Source organism: uncultured Thiodictyon sp. (assembly GCF_903828115.1).
Lineage (GTDB): Bacteria > Pseudomonadota > Gammaproteobacteria > Chromatiales > Chromatiaceae > Thiodictyon.
The window spans coordinates 1-21558 of the sequence record NZ_CAIKKU010000575.1 but is presented as its reverse complement, the minus strand read 5'-3'; the positions used below and the strand labels follow the sequence as shown (position 1 = coordinate 21558).

13 protein-coding genes and 1 pseudogene are annotated in these 21558 nt (G+C 64.3%); 10 read left to right on the top strand and 4 right to left on the bottom strand.

Features of this window, described 5'->3' with window-relative positions; all coding sequences use genetic code 11:
* Positions 1-4: 4 nt before the first annotated feature.
* Both glyS and glyQ read right to left on the bottom strand, forming a co-directional pair.
* Positions 5-2128 carry a glycine--tRNA ligase subunit beta gene (gene glyS / locus QZY48_RS21715; protein WP_295435066.1) on the bottom strand — a complete coding sequence of 708 codons (2124 nt, stop codon included), beginning with the start codon at positions 2126-2128 and terminating at the stop codon, positions 5-7.
* Complete coding sequence (gene glyQ / locus QZY48_RS21710; RefSeq protein WP_295435064.1) at positions 2125-3030, bottom strand: glycine--tRNA ligase subunit alpha; 906 nt, start codon at positions 3028-3030, stop codon at positions 2125-2127. The genes glyS and glyQ overlap by 4 nt, the downstream gene beginning before the upstream one ends.
* A gap of 690 nt (positions 3031-3720) precedes the next feature.
* Between glyQ and glnA the strand changes: the two genes are divergently transcribed.
* The 5 genes from glnA to QZY48_RS21685 all read left to right on the top strand — a co-directional run bounded on the left by glnA (position 3721) and on the right by QZY48_RS21685 (position 8766).
* Positions 3721-5124 (top strand): glutamate--ammonia ligase, encoded by a 1404-nt coding sequence (gene glnA, locus QZY48_RS21705; protein WP_295435063.1) that lies wholly within the window; start codon positions 3721-3723, stop codon positions 5122-5124.
* 94 nt (positions 5125-5218) lie between these two features.
* Positions 5219-5728 (top strand): DUF4124 domain-containing protein, encoded by a 510-nt coding sequence (locus tag QZY48_RS21700; protein WP_295435106.1) that lies wholly within the window; start codon positions 5219-5221, stop codon positions 5726-5728.
* Positions 5729-5819: 91 nt separating this feature from the next.
* The gene (gene glnL, locus QZY48_RS21695) at positions 5820-6896 is read left to right on the top strand and encodes a nitrogen regulation protein NR(II) (RefSeq protein ID WP_295435104.1); all 1077 of its coding nucleotides are present in this window, start codon (positions 5820-5822) and stop codon (positions 6894-6896) included.
* Positions 6889-8307 carry a nitrogen regulation protein NR(I) gene (ntrC, locus tag QZY48_RS21690; RefSeq protein WP_295435062.1) on the top strand — a complete coding sequence of 473 codons (1419 nt, stop codon included), beginning with the start codon at positions 6889-6891 and terminating at the stop codon, positions 8305-8307. Before glnL ends, ntrC begins: the two co-directional genes overlap by 8 nt.
* A gap of 63 nt (positions 8308-8370) precedes the next feature.
* On the top strand, positions 8371-8766 hold the full coding sequence (locus tag QZY48_RS21685; RefSeq protein WP_295435060.1) for a hypothetical protein: 396 nt from the start codon (positions 8371-8373) through the stop codon (positions 8764-8766).
* Positions 8767-8853: 87 nt separating this feature from the next.
* Here QZY48_RS21685 and QZY48_RS21680 read toward each other — a convergent pair whose 3' ends face one another.
* Positions 8854-9078 (bottom strand): hypothetical protein, encoded by a 225-nt coding sequence (locus tag QZY48_RS21680; RefSeq protein ID WP_295435058.1) that lies wholly within the window; start codon positions 9076-9078, stop codon positions 8854-8856.
* A 174-nt stretch (positions 9079-9252) separates the two neighbouring features.
* On the opposite strand from QZY48_RS21680, the gene QZY48_RS21675 reads away from it, so the two are divergent.
* The 5 genes from QZY48_RS21675 (at position 9253) to QZY48_RS21655 (ending at position 20862) form a co-directional block, all read left to right on the top strand.
* Positions 9253-9729, top strand: coding sequence for a tRNA (cytidine(34)-2'-O)-methyltransferase (locus QZY48_RS21675; protein WP_295435056.1), 477 nt, complete (start codon positions 9253-9255; stop codon positions 9727-9729).
* 168 nt (positions 9730-9897) lie between these two features.
* A complete protein-coding gene (locus tag QZY48_RS21670) occupies positions 9898-17388 on the top strand; it encodes a hypothetical protein (RefSeq protein ID WP_295435055.1) in 7491 nt (2496 codons plus the stop codon).
* 151 nt (positions 17389-17539) lie between these two features.
* The gene (locus QZY48_RS21665; RefSeq protein ID WP_295435053.1) at positions 17540-17767 is read left to right on the top strand and encodes a type II toxin-antitoxin system Phd/YefM family antitoxin; all 228 of its coding nucleotides are present in this window, start codon (positions 17540-17542) and stop codon (positions 17765-17767) included.
* Positions 17764-18186 carry a type II toxin-antitoxin system VapC family toxin gene (locus QZY48_RS21660; protein ID WP_295435051.1) on the top strand — a complete coding sequence of 141 codons (423 nt, stop codon included), beginning with the start codon at positions 17764-17766 and terminating at the stop codon, positions 18184-18186. The genes QZY48_RS21665 and QZY48_RS21660 overlap by 4 nt, the downstream gene beginning before the upstream one ends.
* A gap of 21 nt (positions 18187-18207) precedes the next feature.
* Positions 18208-20862, top strand: coding sequence for a DEAD/DEAH box helicase (locus QZY48_RS21655; RefSeq protein ID WP_295435049.1), 2655 nt, complete (start codon positions 18208-18210; stop codon positions 20860-20862).
* A gap of 65 nt (positions 20863-20927) precedes the next feature.
* Here QZY48_RS21655 and QZY48_RS21650 read toward each other — a convergent pair.
* Positions 20928-21143, bottom strand: a pseudogene (locus QZY48_RS21650) (glycerol-3-phosphate dehydrogenase); the annotation flags it as partial.
* Between the last annotated feature and the right edge of the window lie 415 nt (positions 21144-21558).

Below are 21558 nucleotides of genomic sequence, written 5' to 3'. Positions count from 1 at the left end.
GCAATCATTGCTCAGGGAACTGCGTGTAGGCCATTTGCAGCATGGAGATATCCGCCACCTGCAAGAACAACGCCTGTAGCCGCGTCAACAGCAGCAGTCGGTTATCTTGCACCGACCGATCCTCGCACATCACCATCACCTGATCAAAGAACCGGCCGACGTCATCGCGTAACTGCGCGAGTTGTTCCAAGATCCCCGCAAAATCGCACTCGCGCATGAGCGGTGCCGTCGCCAGTTCCAGCCCCTCGATTCTATTCCATAGTTGGTGCTCCGCGTCATCGGTAAACAGGTCCGGATTCGGCCGCGCCCCGCGATCAAATGACACCCCCGCCTTCGCGAGGATGTTGCTTATTCGCTTGTTGGCCCCCGCCAAGGCCAAGGTTTCCGGCCGGTTGCGGAACGACTGCACGGCCCGAATCCGCCGGTCTAGTTGGCTGAGTGTGGCGCCTCCCGCGGCGATGACCGACGCCACGCTATCCGGCAACACCCCACGCTCCTGGTAATAGCCTTCCAAGCGGCCCATGATATAGGCCAACACCTCGTCGGTCGTCCCGGGGCTAAGGACGCCGGATTTAAAACTCCGCTCAGACTCCAACAGTAGGGAGTTGAGGTCGAGGTCCAAGGGTGTTTCCACAAGAATGCGCACCACCGCGATGGAGGCGCGTCGCAAGCCATAAGGGTCCTTGGCTCCGGTTGGCCGGTGCCCGATACCAAAAGAGCCGACCAACAGGTCCAGGCGATCTGCCAGGGCAAGCACCAGACCGCAGCCTTTGGTTGGCAGAGTGTCGCCCGCGTGGCGCGGGAGATACTGCTCTTCAATGGCGGCACAGACTGCCGACGGTTCGCCGGCGTGCTCGGCGTAGTAGCGGCCCATGATCCCTTGAAGGCTCGGGAACTCAGCGACCATGGCGGTCGCCAAATCGCACTTGGCCAGCATCGCCGCGCGCGCCACCAACTCCGGGTCTTCGCCAATCGTGGCAGCGATCAAACCGGCCAGAGTTGCGACGCGCCGACACCGGTCTGCGACCGAACCGAGCTTATCCTGAAAGACAATCGACTCCAAACGCTCGAAATTGGCCGCAAGCGGCTGAATCAGACCTTGCCGCCAAAAAAATTGCGCATCCGCGAACCGGGGCCGGATCACCCGCTCATTGCCTTGTATCACTTGTTCCGGACACTTGCTTTCGATGTTGGAAACGGCAATGAACCGTGCTTGCAAGCGCCCGTTGATATCACGAACCGGGAAGTACTTCTGATTCTTCTCCATGGTCTCAATGAGGACCTCGGGGGGCACCGACAGGAAGCTCTCATCAAATGACCCAAAGATCGCGGTGGGCCACTCCACAAGCCCCGTAACCTCGTCGAGCAGTGCCGCCGGAAGGTCCGCTGTGACGCCATGGGTGGCCGTGAGTTGTTGGATTTGCGCGACGATGAGCGCGCGCCGCTGTTCAAAACATGGCTCGACAAAGCCTCGTTCCCGCAGTAACTGTGGGTAGAGTGACGCGTGCGTTACCGTCAGTGGGCCTGGCGCGTGGAACCGGTGCCCGAAGGTCTCGGTCCCCGCGTGAACCCCAAGTACTTGCGCCGACACGGCTTCATCGCCTAAGACGAGACAGATCCAGTGTACCGGGCGGACGAACTCCGCATCGCCGGTGCCCCAGCGCATGCGTCTCGCCACGGGTAATCCTGCCAGGGCCTGCTCGAGTATTCGCGGCAGCAACCGCGCAGTGGCCTGTCCGGACTCGAGCGTCCGAAAGACGACCCACTCCCCCTTGTCTGACTGTTCACGTGCCAGGTCCGATGCCGCGACGCCGCAGGAGCGGGCAAAACCTTCAAGCGCCTTGGTTGGGTGACCCGCCGGGCCGAAGGCGGCAGCAACGGCAGGACCCCGCCGGGTGATCGTGCGTTGCGCCTGCTGGGTCTCGACCTGCGCAACCAGTACGGCAAGCCGCCGCGGAGTGCAATAAGAAGTGGTCGGCCCATGGCCAATCCCATTCTCGGTGAGTTGGCTGTTGATGCCGTCGGCGAAGCCCTTTGCCAAGCCTTGGAGCGAGACCGGAGGCAATTCCTCCGTGCCGATTTCTATTAGAAGATCCTGGGTCATGCGCGCGCCCGTATCAAGAGTCATGGCTTAAGCATCGGAAACCCGAGGGATTCCCGGCGCTCGTAGTAGGCGCGCGCGACGTTTCTTGCGAGCGCGCGGACACGCAGGATGAACCGCTGTCGTTCGGTCACAGAGATCGCCCCGCGCGCGTCGAGCAAATTGAAGGTGTGGGAAGCCTTGAGCACCTGTTCATACGCCGGCAGGGGCAGACCGTCCGCGACGAGTTGGTGACTGATCCGTTCGCTGGCGTCAAACGCCGCCAGGAGCGCCGGTACCTCGGCCTTCTCGAAGTTATAAGCCGACTGCTCCACCTCGTTTTGATGGAACACGTCCCCGTAAGTGACGAGGCCGAACTCGGAGTGGCTCCACACCAGGTCATAAACGCTCTCGACCGACTGCAGGTACATCGCAATGCGCTCGAGGCCATACGTGATCTCACCGCTGACCGGCCGACAATCAAGCCCACCGACTTGTTGAAAATAGGTAAACTGCGTCACTTCCATGCCATTGAGCCAAACCTCCCAGCCGAGCCCCCAGGCGCCAAGGGTCGGCGACTCCCAGTTGTCCTCGACGAACCGTATGTCATGCACGAGCGGATCGATCCCAAGATACCGCAGAGAATCCAGATAAAGGTTCTGAATGTCGAGCGGTGCCGGTTTCAGCAGGACTTGAAACTGGTAGTAGTGCTGTAACCGGTTCGGGTTGTCCCCGTAACGACCGTCGGTGGGGCGGCGTGAGGGTTGCACGTAGGCCGTACGCCAGGGCTCCGGTCCGATGGACCGCAAAAAGGTGGCGGGATGAAAGGTGCCGGCGCCCACCTCCATATCATGCGGCTGTACCATCACACACCCGAGCGCCGTCCAATAGCGCTGCAACGCAAAAATGAGACCTTGGAAGCTGGAAACATCAACCGGCTCGAGATTCAAGCTGTACCCCCTACCGCGCTCGCGAAGTATAAGGCTGAGAGTATATCTGTTATGCGGGTCAGGTTGGAACTACTTCGCAGTGCTGCGGCCGCGTCTATTCCCGACGTTGGGGCATGAATTGCGCAACCCCTGTGCCCGCCCCGCCGATCTCCCCCAGGTACTCGGTGTCATTCCAAATGCGCGACCGTGTCAGTGCACCATCGTTGTGCGTTCGAGGCAGGGCGCCGTCCGTTTCAGTGCGCTTCCCAAGGCGTCCGCGAGCCAACCGAACGGCCCCCGTGATCCGGGGCGGCTGGGTGGCTGCCGCAACGGGCGCTGGGCGTCGAATTCGTGCGTCCCGATGGCGCCGGTGGTGGGTCGCACAAGGGCCGGGTGGGCGATCCCCTCGTGTCCAGACCCGCTACCCCGGGAGAGTCCCCTCGCCGGGCGGGTCCGCGGCCGACGCTGCCGCTGGCGCGAATCGTGCTTAACCCTAGCGACGGATCGCTGCGCTGGACCATTCCCGGGCTCCTGCCCCAAGGGTCCATACCCCGGTCGGCGGGTCGTCCGGCGGCTTGAACGTGCAGCGCTTGCGTCGACCTGTTAGGCTCGCTTGCCCACGGGCGCGGGCGGCGGCAAGTCCAAACCACCCCTCGCCGCTTCCCCGGCGAGCCGCACCAATTTATCCAGCCAGCATTTGGAGTAGATTCGATGGCCGATGTCCTGAAGATGATCAAAGAACATGAGGTCAAGTTCGTTGACCTTCGCTTTACGGATACCAGGGGCAAGGAGCAGCATGTGTCCATGCCCGCGTCGCTTGTCGACGAGGATATGTTCAAGGACGGCAAGATGTTCGATGGGTCCTCGATCGCGGGTTGGAAAGGCATCCAAGAGTCCGACATGGTGTTGATGCCCGAGGCATCGACCGCCGTGATGGACCCCTTTGCCGACGAAAATACCCTGATTATCCGTTGTGACATCCTCGAGCCGAACACCATGCAGGGCTATGAGCGCGATCCGCGCTCCGTCGCCAAGCGCGCCGAGGCCTACCTGAAGTCGACCGGGATCGCCGACACCGCCTTTTTCGGCCCCGAGCTCGAATTTTTCGTGTTCGACGACGTCCGTTGGGGCGCGAACATGGGTGGGTGCTTCTACAAGGTCGATTCGGACGAGGCCGAGTGGAACTCCGAGCGCGTCTTCGAGGACGGCAACATGGGGCATCGGCCCGGGGTCAAGGGCGGCTATTTCCCGGTGCCGCCGGTCGATTCCCTGAACGACCTGCGCGCCGCCATGTGTCTGGCGCTCGAGGAGATGGGTGTGCCGGTCGAGGTTCATCACCACGAAGTCGCGACCGCGGGTCAGTGCGAGATCGGCACCCAGTTCACGTCCCTGGTCAAACGGGCGGACTGGAACCAGATTCAGAAGTACGTGTGCTGGAATGTCGCCCACGGTTGGGGCAAGACCGTCACCTTCATGCCCAAGCCGATGGTCGGCGACAACGGCACCGGCATGCACGTCCACCAGTCGCTCAGCAAGGATGGGGTGAACCTGTTTTCCGGAGACAAGTACGGCGGCCTGTCCGAGATGGCGCTCTACTACATCGGCGGCATCATCAAGCACGCCAGGGCCTTGAATGCCTTCACCAATGCCTCCACCAACTCCTACAAACGGCTGGTCCCCGGCTTCGAGGCCCCGGTCATGCTCGCCTACTCGGCCCGCAACCGCTCGGCGTCGATCCGTATCCCGCATGTGTCCAGCCCCAAGGCCCGCCGGATCGAGGTCCGTTTCCCGGATTGCACCGGTAACCCCTACCTTTCCTTTGCGGCCATGATGATGGCGGGGCTCGACGGGATTCAGAACAAGATCCACCCCGGCGACCCGATGGACAAGGACCTCTACGACCTGCCGCCCGAGGAGGAAAAGGCCATCCCGACCGTATGCCATGCCCTTGATATGGCGCTTGCCGAGCTCGACAAGGACCGGGAGTTCCTGACCACCGGTGGGGTCTTCACCGATGATCTGATCGATGCCTACATCGCGTTGAAGATGCACGAGGTCACGCGGCTGCGTATGACCACCCATCCGGTCGAGTTCGACCTCTATTACAGCCTCTAGAACCTCGGGGCCTCGGCCCGGCGCGTCGGCGGTGCCCCGCACGGGGTGCCGCCGCCACGTTGAGTCAGAGGCCCGACTCGACTATCCTGTGGCGATGATCAGGATACTGCCGGTTTTCATCTTCTTCATGTCGATCGGCGCGTCCGCGCAGGTCTTTAAATGGGTCGACGCCGATGGTCGTACTCAGTTTTCCGACCGCCGCGAGCCGGACTCCCAGGCCATCGGGCTCAAGTTGCCCAAGCCGGCCGCCGCCGACTCGACGGTATCCCCTCCGGGGGCTGCGCCGAAACCGGGACCCTATTCAGCGTTCGAGATCCTGTCTCCGGAAACCAACAAGACCCTGCGGCAGCCTGAGGACACGGTGGCGGTCAGCCTGCTGCTGGACCCACCCTTGATGGAAGGACACAAGATCGAGTTGGTCCTGGACGACGTCGCCATCCCTGTGGAGAAGTCGGCGGGTACGCAACTTAACCTTCAGGGGCTCAACTTCGGCAGCCACCGGGCCTATGCCCAGATCCGCGACCCCCAGGGTGCGGTCATTGCCGGCACCTCGATCGTCATCTTCCATCTACGTAAGCCTATCCCGCCGGGCGTGCTGCCTTAGCCGCCGCTGGTGGACTGCGCATCGCTTGGCACGACCTTATAACGCCATCCACCGGGATGGGTGTGCACGGCCTCAGACACCCGACAGGAATATCAGTAACGTGGCCACATCGCCGCTTGAACAGACGGTTCTGGATCATTTAAACACCGCGGTGATGCTTTTCGGCGCCGACCTGTGCCTGCGGTACTTGAACCCGGCGGCCGAGATGCTCTTTCAGTTCAGCGCTCGCCATGTGGTCGGTCTGCACGCGGTCCATGTGCTGCCCTGTCCGGACACCAAGGTTGAGCACCGCCTCAAAGAGGCCTTGCGCTCGCGGCAGCCCTTCACCGAGCGTGAACTCAATGTCACCCTCCTGGACGGGCGCACCATCACGGTGAACTGTACCGTGTTACCCCTGCACCATTTTGATGCAGAGGCCGAGTTGCTGGTCGAGATCCACCAGGTGGATCGGCAACTGCGCATCAGCCGCGAAGAGCACCTGCTGTCTCAGCATCAGGCTACGCAGGCCCTCATCAAGGGTCTCGCCCACGAGATCAAGAATCCACTGGGTGGTCTGCGCGGGGCTGCGCAGCTCCTGGAGCGGGAACTCCCCGACCCGGGATTGCGTGAATACACCCGCATCATCATCGAAGAGGCCGATCGGCTGCAGGCCCTGATGAACCGCATGATTGGGCCGAACCGGATGCCGATCCGCGTCAAGGTGAACATCCATACCGTGCTCGAGCATGTACGCGGACTGATCCTGGCGGAAAACCCGTCGGGACCCGCAGTACAGCGCGACTATGACCCGAGCATCCCCGAATTTACCGCCGACCAGGACCGTCTGATTCAGGCCTTGCTGAATATCGCGCGCAATGCCGCCGCCGCGGCCGGCAAGGTCGGGACCCTCGGTTTTCGCACCCGCGTGCTGCGCCAATTCACCATCGGCAACCGGCGCCACCGCCTGGTATTGCTCGCGGAGGTCAGCGATGACGGGCCTGGGATACCGGATGAACTCAAGGACCAGATCTTCTTCCCGATGGTCTCCGGGAACCCCAGCGGTACCGGACTGGGACTAGCGATCGCCCAGGAACTCATCAATCAGCATGGCGGGCTGATCGAATGCGAGAGCCGTCCCGGCGAAACGCGGTTTTTCGTCTATTTGCCGTTGGAGTCCGAACATGACTAAAGAGCCCAGGGTGTGGGTGATCGACGACGACCGATCGATCCGCTGGGTCCTGGAGCGGGCACTGCGCAAGGCCGAGATGCATGTGACCTGCTTCTCCAACGGGGTCGGCATCATGGAGGCCCTGGAACGGGAGCGCCCGGACGCCATCCTGTCGGATATCCGGATGCCCGGGATTGATGGGCTGGACCTGCTGCGCCAGATTACCGCTCGTTATCAGGGCCTGCCGGTCATCATCATGACCGCCCATTCGGATCTCGACAGCGCCGTCTCGGCCTTTCACGGCGGGGCCTTTGAATACCTCCCCAAGCCCTTCGATATCGACGAGGCCGTCTCCCAGGTCACCAGGGCCTGCCGCCGGGTGCGCAGCGATGTCCAGGAAGACCTGCCCGAGCTCGATCGCCCCGAGATCATCGGTGAGGCCCCGTCGATGCAGGAGGTCTTTCGCGCCATCGGCCGGCTGGCGCGCTCCAACATCACCGTCCTGATCAATGGCGAGTCCGGAACCGGCAAAGAACTGGTCGCCCGCGCCCTGCACCGCCACAGCCCGCGCAGTGAACGCCCTTTCATCGCCCTGAACATGGCCGCGATTCCCCGCGACCTGTTGGAATCCGAGCTCTTTGGACATGAACGCGGCGCCTTCACCGGGGCCCAGGCCAGGCGTGAGGGGCGCTTCGAGCAGGCCGACCGCGGCACCCTCTTTCTCGACGAGATCGGCGATATGCCCGCGGAACTCCAGACGCGCCTGCTGCGGGTCCTGTCCGATGGCGAATTCTATCGCGTGGGGGGCACGGCACCGATTCGGGTGGATGTGCGGATCATCGCCGCGACCCATCAGAATCTGGATGAATTGGCGCGCCAGGGGCGCTTCCGGGAGGACCTGTATCACCGCCTGAACGTCATTCGCATCCACCTGCCGGCCCTGCGCGATCGGCGCGAGGATATTCCACTGCTGATGCGCCATTTCCTCGTCCAGGCCGCTCGCGAGCTCGGCTGCGAGGTCAAGCTGCTGCTGCCCACCGCGGTCGACCAGCTCCAGCGCCTGGATTGGCCGGGCAATGTCCGCCAGCTCGAGAATACGGCGCGCTGGCTCACCGTCATGGCATCCAGTAAGGAGGTCCATGCGGAAGACCTGCCGCCCGAGTTGAACGCGGTAAAACCGGAGGGCGATCGGGACGAATCCTGGGAGGCGGTATTCCGGCGCTGGGCGCGCCAGAGTCTCAAGCGCGGCGAGAGCGCCCTGCTCGACCAGGCCATGCCCGCCTTCGAGACCATCCTGATTCAAACGGCCCTGGAGCACACCGGCGGGCGGCGTCAGGATGCCGCCCGGCTCCTGGGCTGGGGCCGCAATACCCTAACTCGCAAGATCAAAGAGCTTCAGCTCGATCTCGGCAGTGATCCGCAGGACGGCTGACCGGACTGCCGCTACGCATCGATTGCCCTTCCCGGACCATCCCGAACGCCCCAGGACTCTCCCATGGACCACAGCCACATCGACCTCAAGGGCTCACAGATCGCCTCGATTACCGAGGCCGAGTCCGCAATCGGCATCGTATTTTCGCGCGCCCTGATCATCAAGCGGATGACCGGTTCAGCGGAGCGCACCCGTTGGTGGCAGGCCGGCACACTCGTTCTGGAGGGCGTGGCGGCCCACTCCGGGGTGCCTCCCGGTCCCTGCCACTGTGCCGGGGGTGAGATCGATGAGAACATCTACAGCTATCGGGACATGATCCCGATTCCGTTCTCGAGCCGGGGCCGGATCCGCTGCCTGCTGCTGCTCGAGGGGCAGGACCAGCCGTTGGTGGTCGAGGCGGGTGCCGTGCGACTGGAGTTGGAGGGTGTGCCGAAGTACATCGAACATCTGCGGGCCTGAGCGGCCCGCGGGGTCCTGCGGGTTTTTCGCCGATCCTCTGGCTCCCCCCTTGTGGGAGCCGGGTGGGTGGGGGCAACGCCTACCGCGTCAAATGCGCGACGAGCCGACGATCTGATGCGCCAGGTCCACCACGCGGTTGGCCATCGCCATATATTCCTGCGGATAGCCCGCCAGCGGTCCCCCGCCCGTGCCCCAGTAGTCCTTGCCGCCGACGCCATGCTGATGCTCGTACGCGATGAACCGCTGTTGCATCGCGAGCATCTTGTCGATCAGTGCCTGTTTCTCGGTCTTCAACGCATCAAGGTCGCTCATGAACGTCTCCCCCAGGGGGTGTGGGTCGAAAGTGGTCGGCGAATTTAGTAAATTCGGAAGTCTTAATATACCATGCAGATCCGAGCCCTGGTCAACCCGGCACCCGACCCCCTCTACCACCCGGACCTCCCTGCCCGGGAGGGCGTCCCGAGGCCCCGCCGTACCTGACTGAAAATGTTCCATCTCATTCTTTACCAACCGGAAATCCCGCCGAACACCGGCAATGTCATGCGCCTGTGCGCCAACGTCGGCGCGACCCTGCACCTGATCGAGCCCCTTGGCTTCAGCCTGGACGACCGGCGCCTGCGGCGCGCCGGGCTCGACTACCGCGAATGGGCCGACGTGCGGGTGCACGCGTGCCTGCCCGACTGCCTCGCCGGCCTGCCCCAATCCCGGGTCTTCGCCCTCAGCACCCATGGCCGGGTCCGCCATGACGCACCGGCCTACCGGGCGGGAGACTGCTTTCTGCTGGGGCCCGAGACCCGCGGCCTGCCGCCTGACCTGCTCGAGGCCCTGCCCGCCGAGCGGCGTCTGCGGTTGCCCATGCAGCCCGGCAACCGCAGCCTGAACCTGTCGAACGCGGCGGCGGTGGTCCTCTTCGAGGCGTGGCGGCAGCACGGGTTCTGTGGGGCCTTTGAGCCGGAAACCTGACTCGAGTCCGTAGCGCCAGTCCGGACCCTTCCCAGCAATCCTGCGAGCGAACGGCAGATCAAGTCCGAGATCCGCGTTTTGAGAACGGGCACACGAGTCGAGTCGAGTCAATAACGGGTAGACTAGGGGTGAACGCGCGCTGGGTCGTCAAACTACCGGGCAAGGAACATGGACGGATACACAACCGACTACATCAATCTCATCGCCGACAACCTGCGGGATCGGTACGACAACGGTTTCCCGATCCTCAAAGAACTGATCCAGAACGCGGACGACGCGAAGGCGCGGACCTTCGTCTTCGCCCACCACCCCGGTTTCCCCGATGCCGCCCATCCACTCCTGAACGGTCCTGGTTTTTGGTTCTTCAACGACGGTGAGTTCAAGCCCAGCGACGCCCAGGCACTGTGCGCCTTCGGTATCAACAGCAAGGCCGGCGATGCGTCGGCCATCGGCAAATTCGGGCTGGGGATGAAGAGCGTCTTCCATCTCTGCGAGGCGATCTTCTACCTTGCCTGGGATGGTCAGTCGGACTACCGACGAGGACTCAACCCGTGGAAGCAGGACGGGCAGGACCCCCACCCGGAATGGGATCAAGTTCACGCCGGAGACTGGGATCGGCTGGAGGCCCTGGCAAAGCCTCTCGTGCGGGAAGAGGCTGAGAGTTGGTTCCTGCTGTGGGTACCCCTGCGCCGCAAAGAGCATGTGCGCAGCCCCTTGGGTGATGAGATCCCCATCAGCCCGCACTACCCGGGCGACGACCCGCACCCCGATCTGGACTTTCTGGACGAACCCGGGCTGCCGTTGGACCTCGCGGAGATTCTGCCGCTTCTGAAACACCTGGAGGGGATCGAGCATCGCGGGGAACGCAACGCCTTCGTGCTGGGGCTTGAGGCGGACCAACGCCTGCTCGGCGAGCGCATGGCCGAGCGCAGCAGCGGCAAGGTGGTGTTCGGTGACTCGGGTCAATCGTTGCGCTTCGCGGGCCTGGGTGCCGAGGACCAGGACCCGAACGGGACTTTTGCCAAGCTCAAGGCCCGCGGCGAATGGCCCCGTAGCCGGTATCGCGACGAACGTCGACAAGAACAGCAAGCCCCCGACAAGACAAGTCCGGAGGCGGCAGTGCTTTTTTGCTCAGCTCCGGCGCTCGATACCCGTTCAGACCTTCATTGGGCCGTATTCCTACCGGTCGAGCAGGGCGGCGAGCGGCTTAAGATTGACGCTGGCCATCCCGGCCATTCCCTGATTCTGCATGGGCAGTTTTTCATTGACGCCGGGCGCAAGAAGCCCCATGAGCTGGAAAAACTGCACCTTCCCCCAGAGGACTTCGGTGCTGAATCGATTGACGATTCACTGCTGCGCCGAACCTGGAATCAGCACCTGGCCCAGCGGGTGCTGATGCCCTTGGTCATCCCGGCCTTGGAGCACTATGCCGCCGATTCCCACCTGAGCGATGTTGACTCTGCGGCACTGACGCGGGCGCTTGGGAGAACCCAATGGTTTCGCGATTTCGCCAGTCATATCTGCTACACGGCTGCCTGGGTGCGGGTCATGGAGCCGGATGCCGAACCGGGCTGGAGGCGCGCGCACGGCCGGGACCTTGACCGGTTGCGACCCTTGCCCACCCCGCCGAAATCCGACCCCCAGAGACCCTGGCACGTATTTCCGCGCCTCAAGTCCAGCGGCCTGCTGCCGTTTGACGTGACTGCGCCGTCCTTGTCCAACCCCAACCGGTCGTCCCAGTGGAAAGAGACCGAGGTGGATGACCTGCTCAGCGAAGTCACCGGACTCTTCACCGACGGGCCACGGATTGACTACCTGGCGGACTTTCTCGCCAGTTGCGCCGGACCCGTCCTCAACACTGGGCCGCTGCAACAGCGGCTTATTGCCCTGCTGCGTACCGGACTCATCGCTGCCAGCCGAGATGGACGCCGCCAGCACGCCGAGAAATCCCGCCGCGTGATCGGCTTCGTCGAGCCGACGCGGCGCCTGATGTTGGCAGCCGAGCTGCCCGAACCCGTCCTGCGGGGCCTCTGGGGTATCGACTCGCCGATCCTGCTGATCCCGCGTGGATTGGAACCGGAGTTGGTCAGTACGCCCGAGACGTCGGAAGGCGCCTGGGCCGCGTGGCTGCGGGTACTCGATCGGCACCTCGCCATGGACGATGCAGAGGCGGACCAACAGGCCGTACTGGATGTCGTGGCCGATCTCATCAGGCGACTGAGTGCGGATACCCGTGGACGTTTTCTGCGCGTCCACAAGGACTTGCGCATCATCGCCATCCGCGATGCCCGCACTGGGCGCAATCGGGCGGTTTCCGGGGCTGAGATTCGCGCAGTCCGAGAAGCGGGGACCCTGTTCGGCTTTGCCCAGGGAACCCAGGATCGGGAGCGGCTGGGGCTGACACCGCTGCTCGCCGCCGTTCTTCCGGACAGCCGCATCTGGCTCGTGCGGGCGGACCGCTATCGTGACCTGTTTCCGAACGAGGCCCCATTGCCTGCCGCGGGAGACAAGCGGTCCTGTCTCGCCGCCATCGGCCGGGATGATTCAGGGCGACTGGGCAGTCTGAAGGACCGCCGCGAATTCTTGAAAGAGGCCAACGATCCTGGCACGGACCAGTTGGCGCGTCAGGGCCTGCGCTTTCTGCTACACGGTTGCGCAGACCATCGCCGGGCCGATGGGCAGCCACTTTGGTTCCCCGGCCACAATCAGCACCCCGTTTGGGCCAAGCTCTGGGGCCGAATACACACCGTGGATCGCTGGAGTCTGGTTCCCTCCGAACTCGCCGAGACCGTCCCGCAGTCCGGTTGGTCAATGCTCGACGTGCGCGAGATCGGCGCCCTCAACCTGCTGGGCGAGCTTGCCCGGCCCGGTGCAGGCATCCCGGTACCGACCGATTTTGACCCGGCGGAGCGCGAGGAGATCCTCTCCAAGATCGAAGACCAAGGGCTCTGGCAACGGCTGCCGCTCCACACGACCGTGACCGGCGAGCCGGTCTCTGCCCTGAACGAGCGGGTGTACCTGGCACCTGAGGGTGGGGCTGCGGATGACCCGCTGACCCGCGAGGCGACCTTGATCGCCCGCAGTCTCAACCGGACCGTTGCCAACCAACAGCGCGACTGGCTCAAGCCTCTGAACCACCGGGCCATCATCGAGCTCGGCTTGTCCGCGCTCGACCAATCCGTGCATTGGCGAGCCGTTCTTGATGCCCTTTCCAAGCTTGCCACCGAACCCGATCCGGACCTGGAAGAAAGGCTAAGTAGGTCCGCTTGGCTACCGATGGCGGATGGTCGCCCTGTGAAGCCTCAGGATGTGATCGAGCTTCCCGGGGGGATGGCTGACCAGGCCCGCCGCCTGGTCGCGGAGCACCGTGCCGCCCACGGTCCCTATTACGCCGTCGCTTCCGACCTCGATCCGGCGTTGACCGGGCACCCAGCCTGGAGTGATCGTGGCCGCGGACTCTGCGCGTCCGGCGAGATCGGTCTCAAGCAACTGGGCCTGCTGCTCGCCGACCTGGAGGAGTACCGCATCGGACCCTGGCGGAATGCACCAGAGGATGGCGAGATTGCGCTCCTCTCTGACTGTTCGCATCTTCCCGGTTGGCAGTTGCTGAAGCTGGCGCAGGCCCCAAGCGAGGGCTTCGACGGCCAGACCGCCTGGCTTGCCCTGCGCGACGGGCTCGCCCAGCCCTTGAAATCCGAGCGCCTGTTCGACGTGCTCGATTGGCTCAGCCGGGCCACGACGGACTGGAGTATCCGCAAGGGCGTATTCGACCGATGCCTCGGTTGGCTGATGGAGACCCCAGGATTCGCCCGGCTGTCGCTGAGGGACCTGCGTCTGGCCTCGGCAGATCGGCGTTGGCAACCGGCCGACCGGCTCTGCGCCGGTGCCCACGGCATCGACAGCGCCTGCCTCGTGGACAGCCGCCAGGCCGAGATATTGGTTTCGGTCATCCGGCGGGCGGATACGGGTCCGGCCGAGGCCGACGGCATGGCCACCCAAGCGACTCGGACCGATTTCGATGCGGCCCTCCGGACCTCAAAGGAGACGCTCGCGGCCTACTTCAAACCCTGGGAGGGCGGCTGGGTCCCGGAGCCCATGATCGGACTGGTCCTGGGCGTCTTGGGCTATCGCGAGCTTGCCTCGGTATACCTGCACGCCCGTCCCTTGGACCTGCTTTTCTCCGAGGTTCCCTGGGTCGACCCCGGCGGTGACTCGATGCATCGCAACTGGATGCATGGGTTCAGCCGGGACCAATTGATGGAGAAGATCCAGGTCGCCGTCCGGGTGCTTTCGGGCGACTGCACCGAGGTCCCGAACCTGCTGGGCGATTGGATCAATGTGCCCATCGCCCAGGAGGCCAAGAGCCTTCTGGTGGGGGGAATCCAATGGATGGGCGGCTATCGTGCCCTGCTCCAACTGCGCCGCGTCGATCCGGGCGCCCTGGGCGAAGCACAGTTAGGTCTGTTGCTCAGGGCGATGGCGGAGACCCTTTATGCCGGCCTATACAATCAGCCCCCGAGCGATTTTCAAGTTCTTTGGCAGGATCTGAGCCGCAGCGACCAGGTGCAGGTGCGGGTTGCTCGTCGCCTCATCCTCGATCATGCCCTCCTTTACTTACGGCAGTTCCCGACAGATCAATCGAACCTTAAGACTGCACTGGCACGCTGTGACGACTGGCGCCACCGCGTCGCCGAGGTCGAGGACAAGGGCCGGGATGCGGGCCGGGATGCGGGCCGGGAATGGCAGGGCCAGCGGCGAAGTGTTGAGGACCTTACTCGCCTGATCGACCAGGACCAGACGATTGCCGCCGCCATCCTCGCGGGGGTTTGCGCGAAACTCAAGCAATACCAGTATGACCAGGGCAGCATCCCCTTCGAGCTGTTCCAGAACGCCGACGATGCGGCGGTGGAGTTGGGCCAGATGGAGGCTCATCCCGGCGGGGGCTGCACGATCCCGCCCGGTGCCCGCCGGGTCGTGGTGGAGTCGGACGATGCGGGTCTGCGCCTGATGCACTGGGGGCGACCCATCAACGCCCGGGGTCCTGCCGGCTTCAATGGCGAGGCGCGGGGCTTCGGTCGTGACCTGGAGAAGATGCTCATCCTCTCCGCCTCGGACAAACAGCCCGGCCAGGGTGTGACGGGCAAGTTCGGCCTGGGCTTTAAGAGCGTGCTACTCGCCTGCGAGCGCCCGCGCATCCTGAGCGGGCGCCTGGCCTTCGAGGTGATTGCGGGCATCCTGCCCGAGCCCTGGGCCGATACCGCCGCGGCCCGCGGGGCGCTGAACCGACAGGCACCGCCGGAGCTGCGCGGACGTGGGACCCTGATCGAGCTTCCGGGGATCGACCAAGGAGCCCGCGGGCGGATATTGGACCGGTTCCGGGCCCTGGCTGGGGTCCTCTGCATCTTTGCCCGGGCGGTGCGGAAGATCGACCTGTTTGATTGCTCGTCCCGACAACCCTTCGACTGGGAGCCCACTGAGATCGCCCCTGGCGTGGAACAAGGCCGGCTGCGCCTGCGCGACGGGGGCCCAGACGGCTGGGGCGCCCAGACCGAGGCCTTATGCCTGCGCACGGACCCCGGCGCGGTCCTGCTGGCCCTTGGCCCCGGCGGCTTCCGCCTGCTGCCCAAGGACACGCCGTCCCTCTGGGTAACGGCTCCGCTGCGTGAGACCGACGGACTCGGCTTCGCCTGCACCGCGCCCTTCGACCTGGACGCGGGTCGGGCCCGACTGGCTGGGGACAGTCAGCACAACCTGGGGGTGGCCCAGCGGCTCGGGGCGGCGGTGGGGGAACTGCTTGGGACCCTGTTCGACCGCGGCCGTTCGGACTGGCCTGGCCTGCGCCGAGACCTGGGGCTCGCCGAGGATTTGGAACCTCATGACCTCTGGCAGAGTCTTTGGACCTGCCTCACCGAGCACTGGCGCAACCGTCAGGACGGGGCTGCGAGCCTGACCAAGGCGCTTGGGTTGTTCCTGCTCAAGCGCTTGAGCGCTAGACCCAAGGCGGTCCCCAACGGCCTCGCCGCGCCCCTTCGGGCGCTCGTCGACCTTTGCGAGGCTCGCTATCAGCTCGACAAGTCCCTGGCGAGCCCCAGGGCCATCGCCACCCTAAGTGCTTGGGAGCGCTTCGCGGTCCGGTACCCCCGGCAGCATGTGGTCTCGGAGGCGATTGGAAGGATCCTCCGCGAGGGGGACATGGCTAGACCGGCCAACCTCGGCCTCTCTGCCCTGGTGGCCCTGATCGATCCGGCGGAGGTGACGCCGGAGGACGCCTTGGCCCTGGGCGGCCTGCACCTGCTGCCCGAAGACGACCGCGGCTGGCGTGACGACGACCTGAAGCGGCGCCTGCGCGCCCTACGTTTCCGCACTGCCGCGGATACCTGGGTAGAGTCGGCGCGCCTGGTGTCCGGTGGCGGCCAGGGGATCGAGAAGGACGAGACCCTGCGCCATGCCTTCGCGCCGCCCGCACGACGGCTGCACCCGAGCTACTGGTTGGGCGGCGACGGTGCGGAGGCCAAGGTCGCCTTTTTCATCTTGGTCCGCGAGGGCTTGCAGGCGGATGCGCCCGCTCTGGCGGGCTGGGCGTTGGCTGCCGACACGCCAGAGTTGCGCCGCGCGGCGCTGGTCTACCTCAGTGACGGTGACCTGGGGCAGCGGGTGGCGGAGCAGGTCAAGACCCAGGCTTGGCTCCCCGATGCCCTCCACGACCAGGCTTTGGTGGCCGGGCTGAATTCGACCCAGATGGAACGGCTTCGGGGGCGCCTCGCCTCCGCGAGCCAACTGCAACAGATCTGGCAGCCGCCCATCCCGCCGCGCCCCTTGCCACCAACGCTCGATCTTGGCACGGCCCTGACCCGAATCGCCGATTGGTGGAAGACCGCCAGGGTCCAGGAGGAGCCCAAGTACCGCCAGGACCTTTTTCCGCCCGGCGACCTGGATCTTGGCCTGGATGAGGAGGGCCGCATCCGCGACCGCCCGGGCTGGTTCACCCTGTTCGCCATCGCGGCCTTTCAGACCATCCCCCGAACTCAGGGTCGGCAACACCTCGGTTTTCTCCGCAAGTGCAAGGCGACCCACTGCCAGGGTGAGGACTGCGCGGGGGAGACCTGGTGGCAGGTGTTCTCGGAGCGAGACCCAACGCAGTATCCCGAGAAGTGGATGGGGATCATCGAGCAGTATGCCGAGGCCCAGCACGACGACGAGGAGTGGACCCAATGGATCGGTCAGTTCCCCAAGCTCTACCGGCTGCGCCGCTGGATAGACGACTACGTGGATCTGTTCTTGTCCATCGACCGATTCAACGCACCCTTCCCCCTTGACCTGCTCCTCGCGCCCAAGGTCAACCCTCACTTCCAGGGCGGCGGGATCGAGGCACCGCCCCTAACCCGCACCCTGCGGGTGGGCGGGCCACTGGTCATCCGGGAGCTGCTGCAACGCGGCGTCATCACCAATCCATTGGCCGTCCCCCACGCGTACGCCCCTATCCAGCGCATCCGGGACTGGTTTGCAGAGTTCGACGAGCTCGTCGAGACATCCAAGGGTATCCACGACCTGCTGTGCAAACACTTGGGCGAGGCAGCGACCTTTGACAGCGCGTACGACATTCCCCTACGCCTGGTCACCGGAGATGAAGATCTACAACGGCGACTGTTCAGCCCTTGAGTTTCGCAAACGAAATGTCGACGGCGGCAGTCGGCCACCAGGGGAAGGGCCGTGCAGCGCCGGCCCTGGAATCGTGCCCCGCGGGCCGCAGTTTGCCGTCCAGCCAAGTCCGACCGATACTTCGGCCCCACACCACCCACCGGACCCTGCCATGAAGGTTGCGACCGTCGCCAATGCCAAGTCCCACCTCTCATCCCTGCTCGCCGACGTAGAGGCGGGAGAGGAAGTCGTCATTACCCGCCGCGGACGGCCAATCGCGCGGCTGGTTCCGGAACCAGGGATTGCCTGCAATTGGGATACGCTTGAAGCTTGGGTGGAGTCCGGCCCGCCGGCACCGGGTGTAACGGTCGCGCAGTTGCGTGAGCAAGACCTCCTGTGATCTATCTCGATACCTCGGTGCTGGGTGCGATCTTTTTCCGCGAGCCCAACGCGGCCTTGGTCTTCGGCCAAGTCAAGGCGGCACGCTCCCGCGGACTGGTCATTTCGGCCTGGACCCTGACGGAGATGGCGAGCGTGGGCGCCATCAAAGAGCGTACGGGCGCGATCGATCACGCAACGCGGCAGCAGGCGCTATCGACGTTCCACCGCTTCGCCTCGTCCAATTTGACCCTCGTCGAGGTCGATCCAGCCGATTTCAGGTCGGCGGCGATGCTGATCGCGGGTCCGGGCGGCCTGCGTGCCGGCGACGCGCTGCATCTGGCGCTGGCGAAACGCCTGTCCGCGGACCTCGCGACCTTGGACCGCCGGCTTGCGGATGCGGCCCCGGCCTGCGGTGTCCCACTGCTCCCCGTCGGCTGATCGAGACTGGAGTGAGACAACATGTTTGAGAAGGATCAACAGGTCCAACACCCCGCTTTCGGCACGGGCACGGTCATCCTGGATCAGGGCGAGACCGTCATCGTCCGCTTTGGCGACCGGATCGAGTCCTGCGAGACGGCGGCGCTGACCCGGCGCATCGCACTGGCCGAGGCTGTCCGACTGGGCCACTGGTCCCCCGCACTGGATGTGACGCTCAAGGCCCAAGCGGCGGCGATCCGCTCGCTCAACGATGCCTGGGGGGTGTTCTCGCGCTCCCGTATCGATCTCTTGCCCCATCAACTCTGGGTCTGCCATCGCGCCTTGCAACAATGGCCGATCCGGCTCTTGATCGCGGACGACGTGGGTCTAGGCAAGACCATTGAAGCCGGGTTGATCCTCTGGCCCTTGCTCTCGAGCGGCAAGGTCCGGCGACTCCTGATCCTCACCCCTGCCTCGTTGGTGGAACAGTGGCAATACCGCCTGCGTACCCTATTCGATATTCGGATGTCGATGTACCGTCCCGAGGTGGATACGCAGAAGGCCGACTTCTGGAGTACACACAATCAGGTGGTCGCTTCGCTGCCGACCTTGCGAGCCGACCGCAAGGGTCGCCATGAGCGTCTGTTGGACGCGCCCCGCTGGGACATGCTGATCGTCGATGAGGCACATCACCTCAATGCGGATGAAGAGACCGGCAAGACCCTGGGCTATCGATTCGTCGAACGACTGATCACGGAGGATCGGGTGGAGTCCTGCCTGTTCTTTACCGGGACGCCCCACCGCGGCAAGCCCTATGGGTTCTGGTCGCTGATGGGCCTGTTACAGCCCGATGTCTTCAGCCCACGGCGCCCGGAGCCTGAGCAACTTCCGTTGCTGCGCCCGTTCCTGATCCGCAACTTCAAGCAGAAGGTCACGGATATGGCAGGCATGCGTCTGTTCCAACCCGTGGTCAATCATCCGGAAACCTACGCCTATAGTGAGGCGGAGGCGGGCTTCTACCAACTCCTGACCCGCTTCATTACGGCCGGTAACGCCTATGCTTCCGGATTGGATCAGAGCGGGCGCCGCCAGGTGACCCTGGTCCTTATCGCCATGCAGAAGATTGCCTCGAGTTCCGTCGCGGCCATCCGCTCGGCCCTGCGTAAGCGGCTCGCAAAGCTCGAGCATGAGGTGACGAAGTTCAGAGAAGAACAGGCGAGTGCGGAGCGCACGGCCGATGAGACAGACGAGGATGTCTTCGAGGCCCTCGAGCGTTGGGAGAACGAGGCCAGGTTCCAACTGATGACCGACGAGTTACCGTATCTGCGCTCCCTGATCGAGGCGGCTGAGCCAATCACGGACGAGAGTAAGATCCTGCGCATCGGAGAGCTGATCGACGCGCGCTTTGGCGAGCGCTCGGTCCTGTTGTTCACCGAATACAAGGCGACCCAGGCCCTGGTGGTCTCGACCCTGATGGCACGTTTTGGCGAGAGTACGGTTGGCTTCATCAACGGTGACGATCGACTCGTCGGCGTCCGTCTGCCGTCCGGTCAGGAGCGGACGCTGAGCGGTAACCGTGAGACGACCGCTGAGGCATTCAATCAGGGGCGTATCCGCTTCCTGGTCTCCACTGAGGCCGGCGGCGAGGGCATTGATCTCCAGGCGCGCTGCCATACGCTGATCCATGTTGACCTGCCGTGGAATCCGATGCGCCTGCATCAGCGGGTCGGACGGCTCAATCGCTATGGACAGACCCGACCGGTCGAAGTCGTCACGGTGCGCAATCCCAGCACAGTGGAGTCCCGGATTTGGGGCAAGCTCGAGCAGAAGCTCAGACACATCATGGAGGCCCTGGGTCATGCGATGGATGAGCCGGAAGACCTGATGCAGATGGTGCTCGGGATGGCCGGTCCCGGCTTTTTCAACGAATTGTTCGGCGAGGGACAAGGCGTGCGCCCCGAGCGGCTGGACGATTGGTTCGATGCCAAGACCCGGAGCCTCGGCGGCCGAGCGGCCATCTCCACCGTGTTGGACCTGGTGGGCCATTGCCAGAGTTTCGACCTCTCCCAACTCGCCGACGTGCCGCGCAAAGACCTACCGGATTTGATCCCCTTTTTCCATGGGATGCTGGTTCGTAATCGGCGCCGCCCTGAACGCGAGGATGGCATCTTCAGCTTCAAGACCCCGGAGGTCTGGCTGACCTCACCGGGTATCCGGTCGCGCTACGAGGGGCTGATCTTCCACCGAAATCCGAAAGACAACGAGGAGGCGAAAAAGATCGTTGGCGTAGGGCACCAGTTGTTCGATCAGGCGCTGACCCAGGCGTGCGAATGGGAGGGGGCGCTGGCACAGGTGAAGGGGCTTTCTCACCCATTGGCGGTATTCCGGTTCATGGATGCGGTCACGAGCCAGAGCGGGCAGGTGCGACAGGTCGTTGCCGGCGTCACTGCCAATGACGTCGGTGAGATGGTTCTGGTCCGTGACGAGGACGTGTTGGAGATCCTCAACCAGCGCAGGATGACGGCAACGGAGCCGGACACGGGCTCCGCCTGCCGGTCTTCGGAAGTGCTGACTGGCTGGCTCGACGAAGCCCGCCGACATGCCCTCGCGAGCGTCGAAACCCTGCGACTACCGTTTCGCAAGCCATTGATGAGCGATTTGACCCTGTTCTGGCCGGAGAGCGCTGACAGCAAGTAAACGGCTGACGGCTGACGTGCGTTGCGTGAGAAATACCCGAATCCGGGTCCAAACCGCTGCTCGGCTCAACCAAACTCCGCCTTCGGCTCCCGCTCCAGCAGCGCCGCCGTCGCCGCCAGCGGCGGCACCCCCTTGTAGAGCACCTGGTAGACCTGTTCGCTGATCGGCATCTCGACCCCGAGCCGGTGGGCGAGGGTGCGCACGGCCGCGGCCGTGATCACGCCCTCGACCTCCTGTCCGATGGCGGCCCGCGCCTCGGCGACGCTGGCGCCCCGCGCCAGCCCGTAGGTCGGGTCCGTCGGGACCTGCCGTCCGCACCGAAGGTGCCGCGCGTCGTAACCCGGCATGGCAATCTGGCCGTCGGGTTACGCTCCGCTAACCCGACCTACGCGGCGCGGGCAACGGAAGACGGCCGCAACAGAGATTCCGGACGAAAATCCGCTCCCAAATGCAGATCGGCCGGCGTGATATCCAGCGCGGCACACTGGGACAAGAGCGTTGACAGTGCCTCGTAGTAGCCCATCAGACGCCCTTCGTCATAGGCGGACGACGCATCCAAAGCCCCGGCCGCGTCTTTCAGAGACTGGGCGGTCTCCTCCAGGACCAGCAGTGCGTCTTGCTGTTTGCTCGTAGCCGTTCAGAGACCCCTTGACCGCTGCCTCCAGCCCGATCAGTATGTTCCCCCTACGCTGCCCG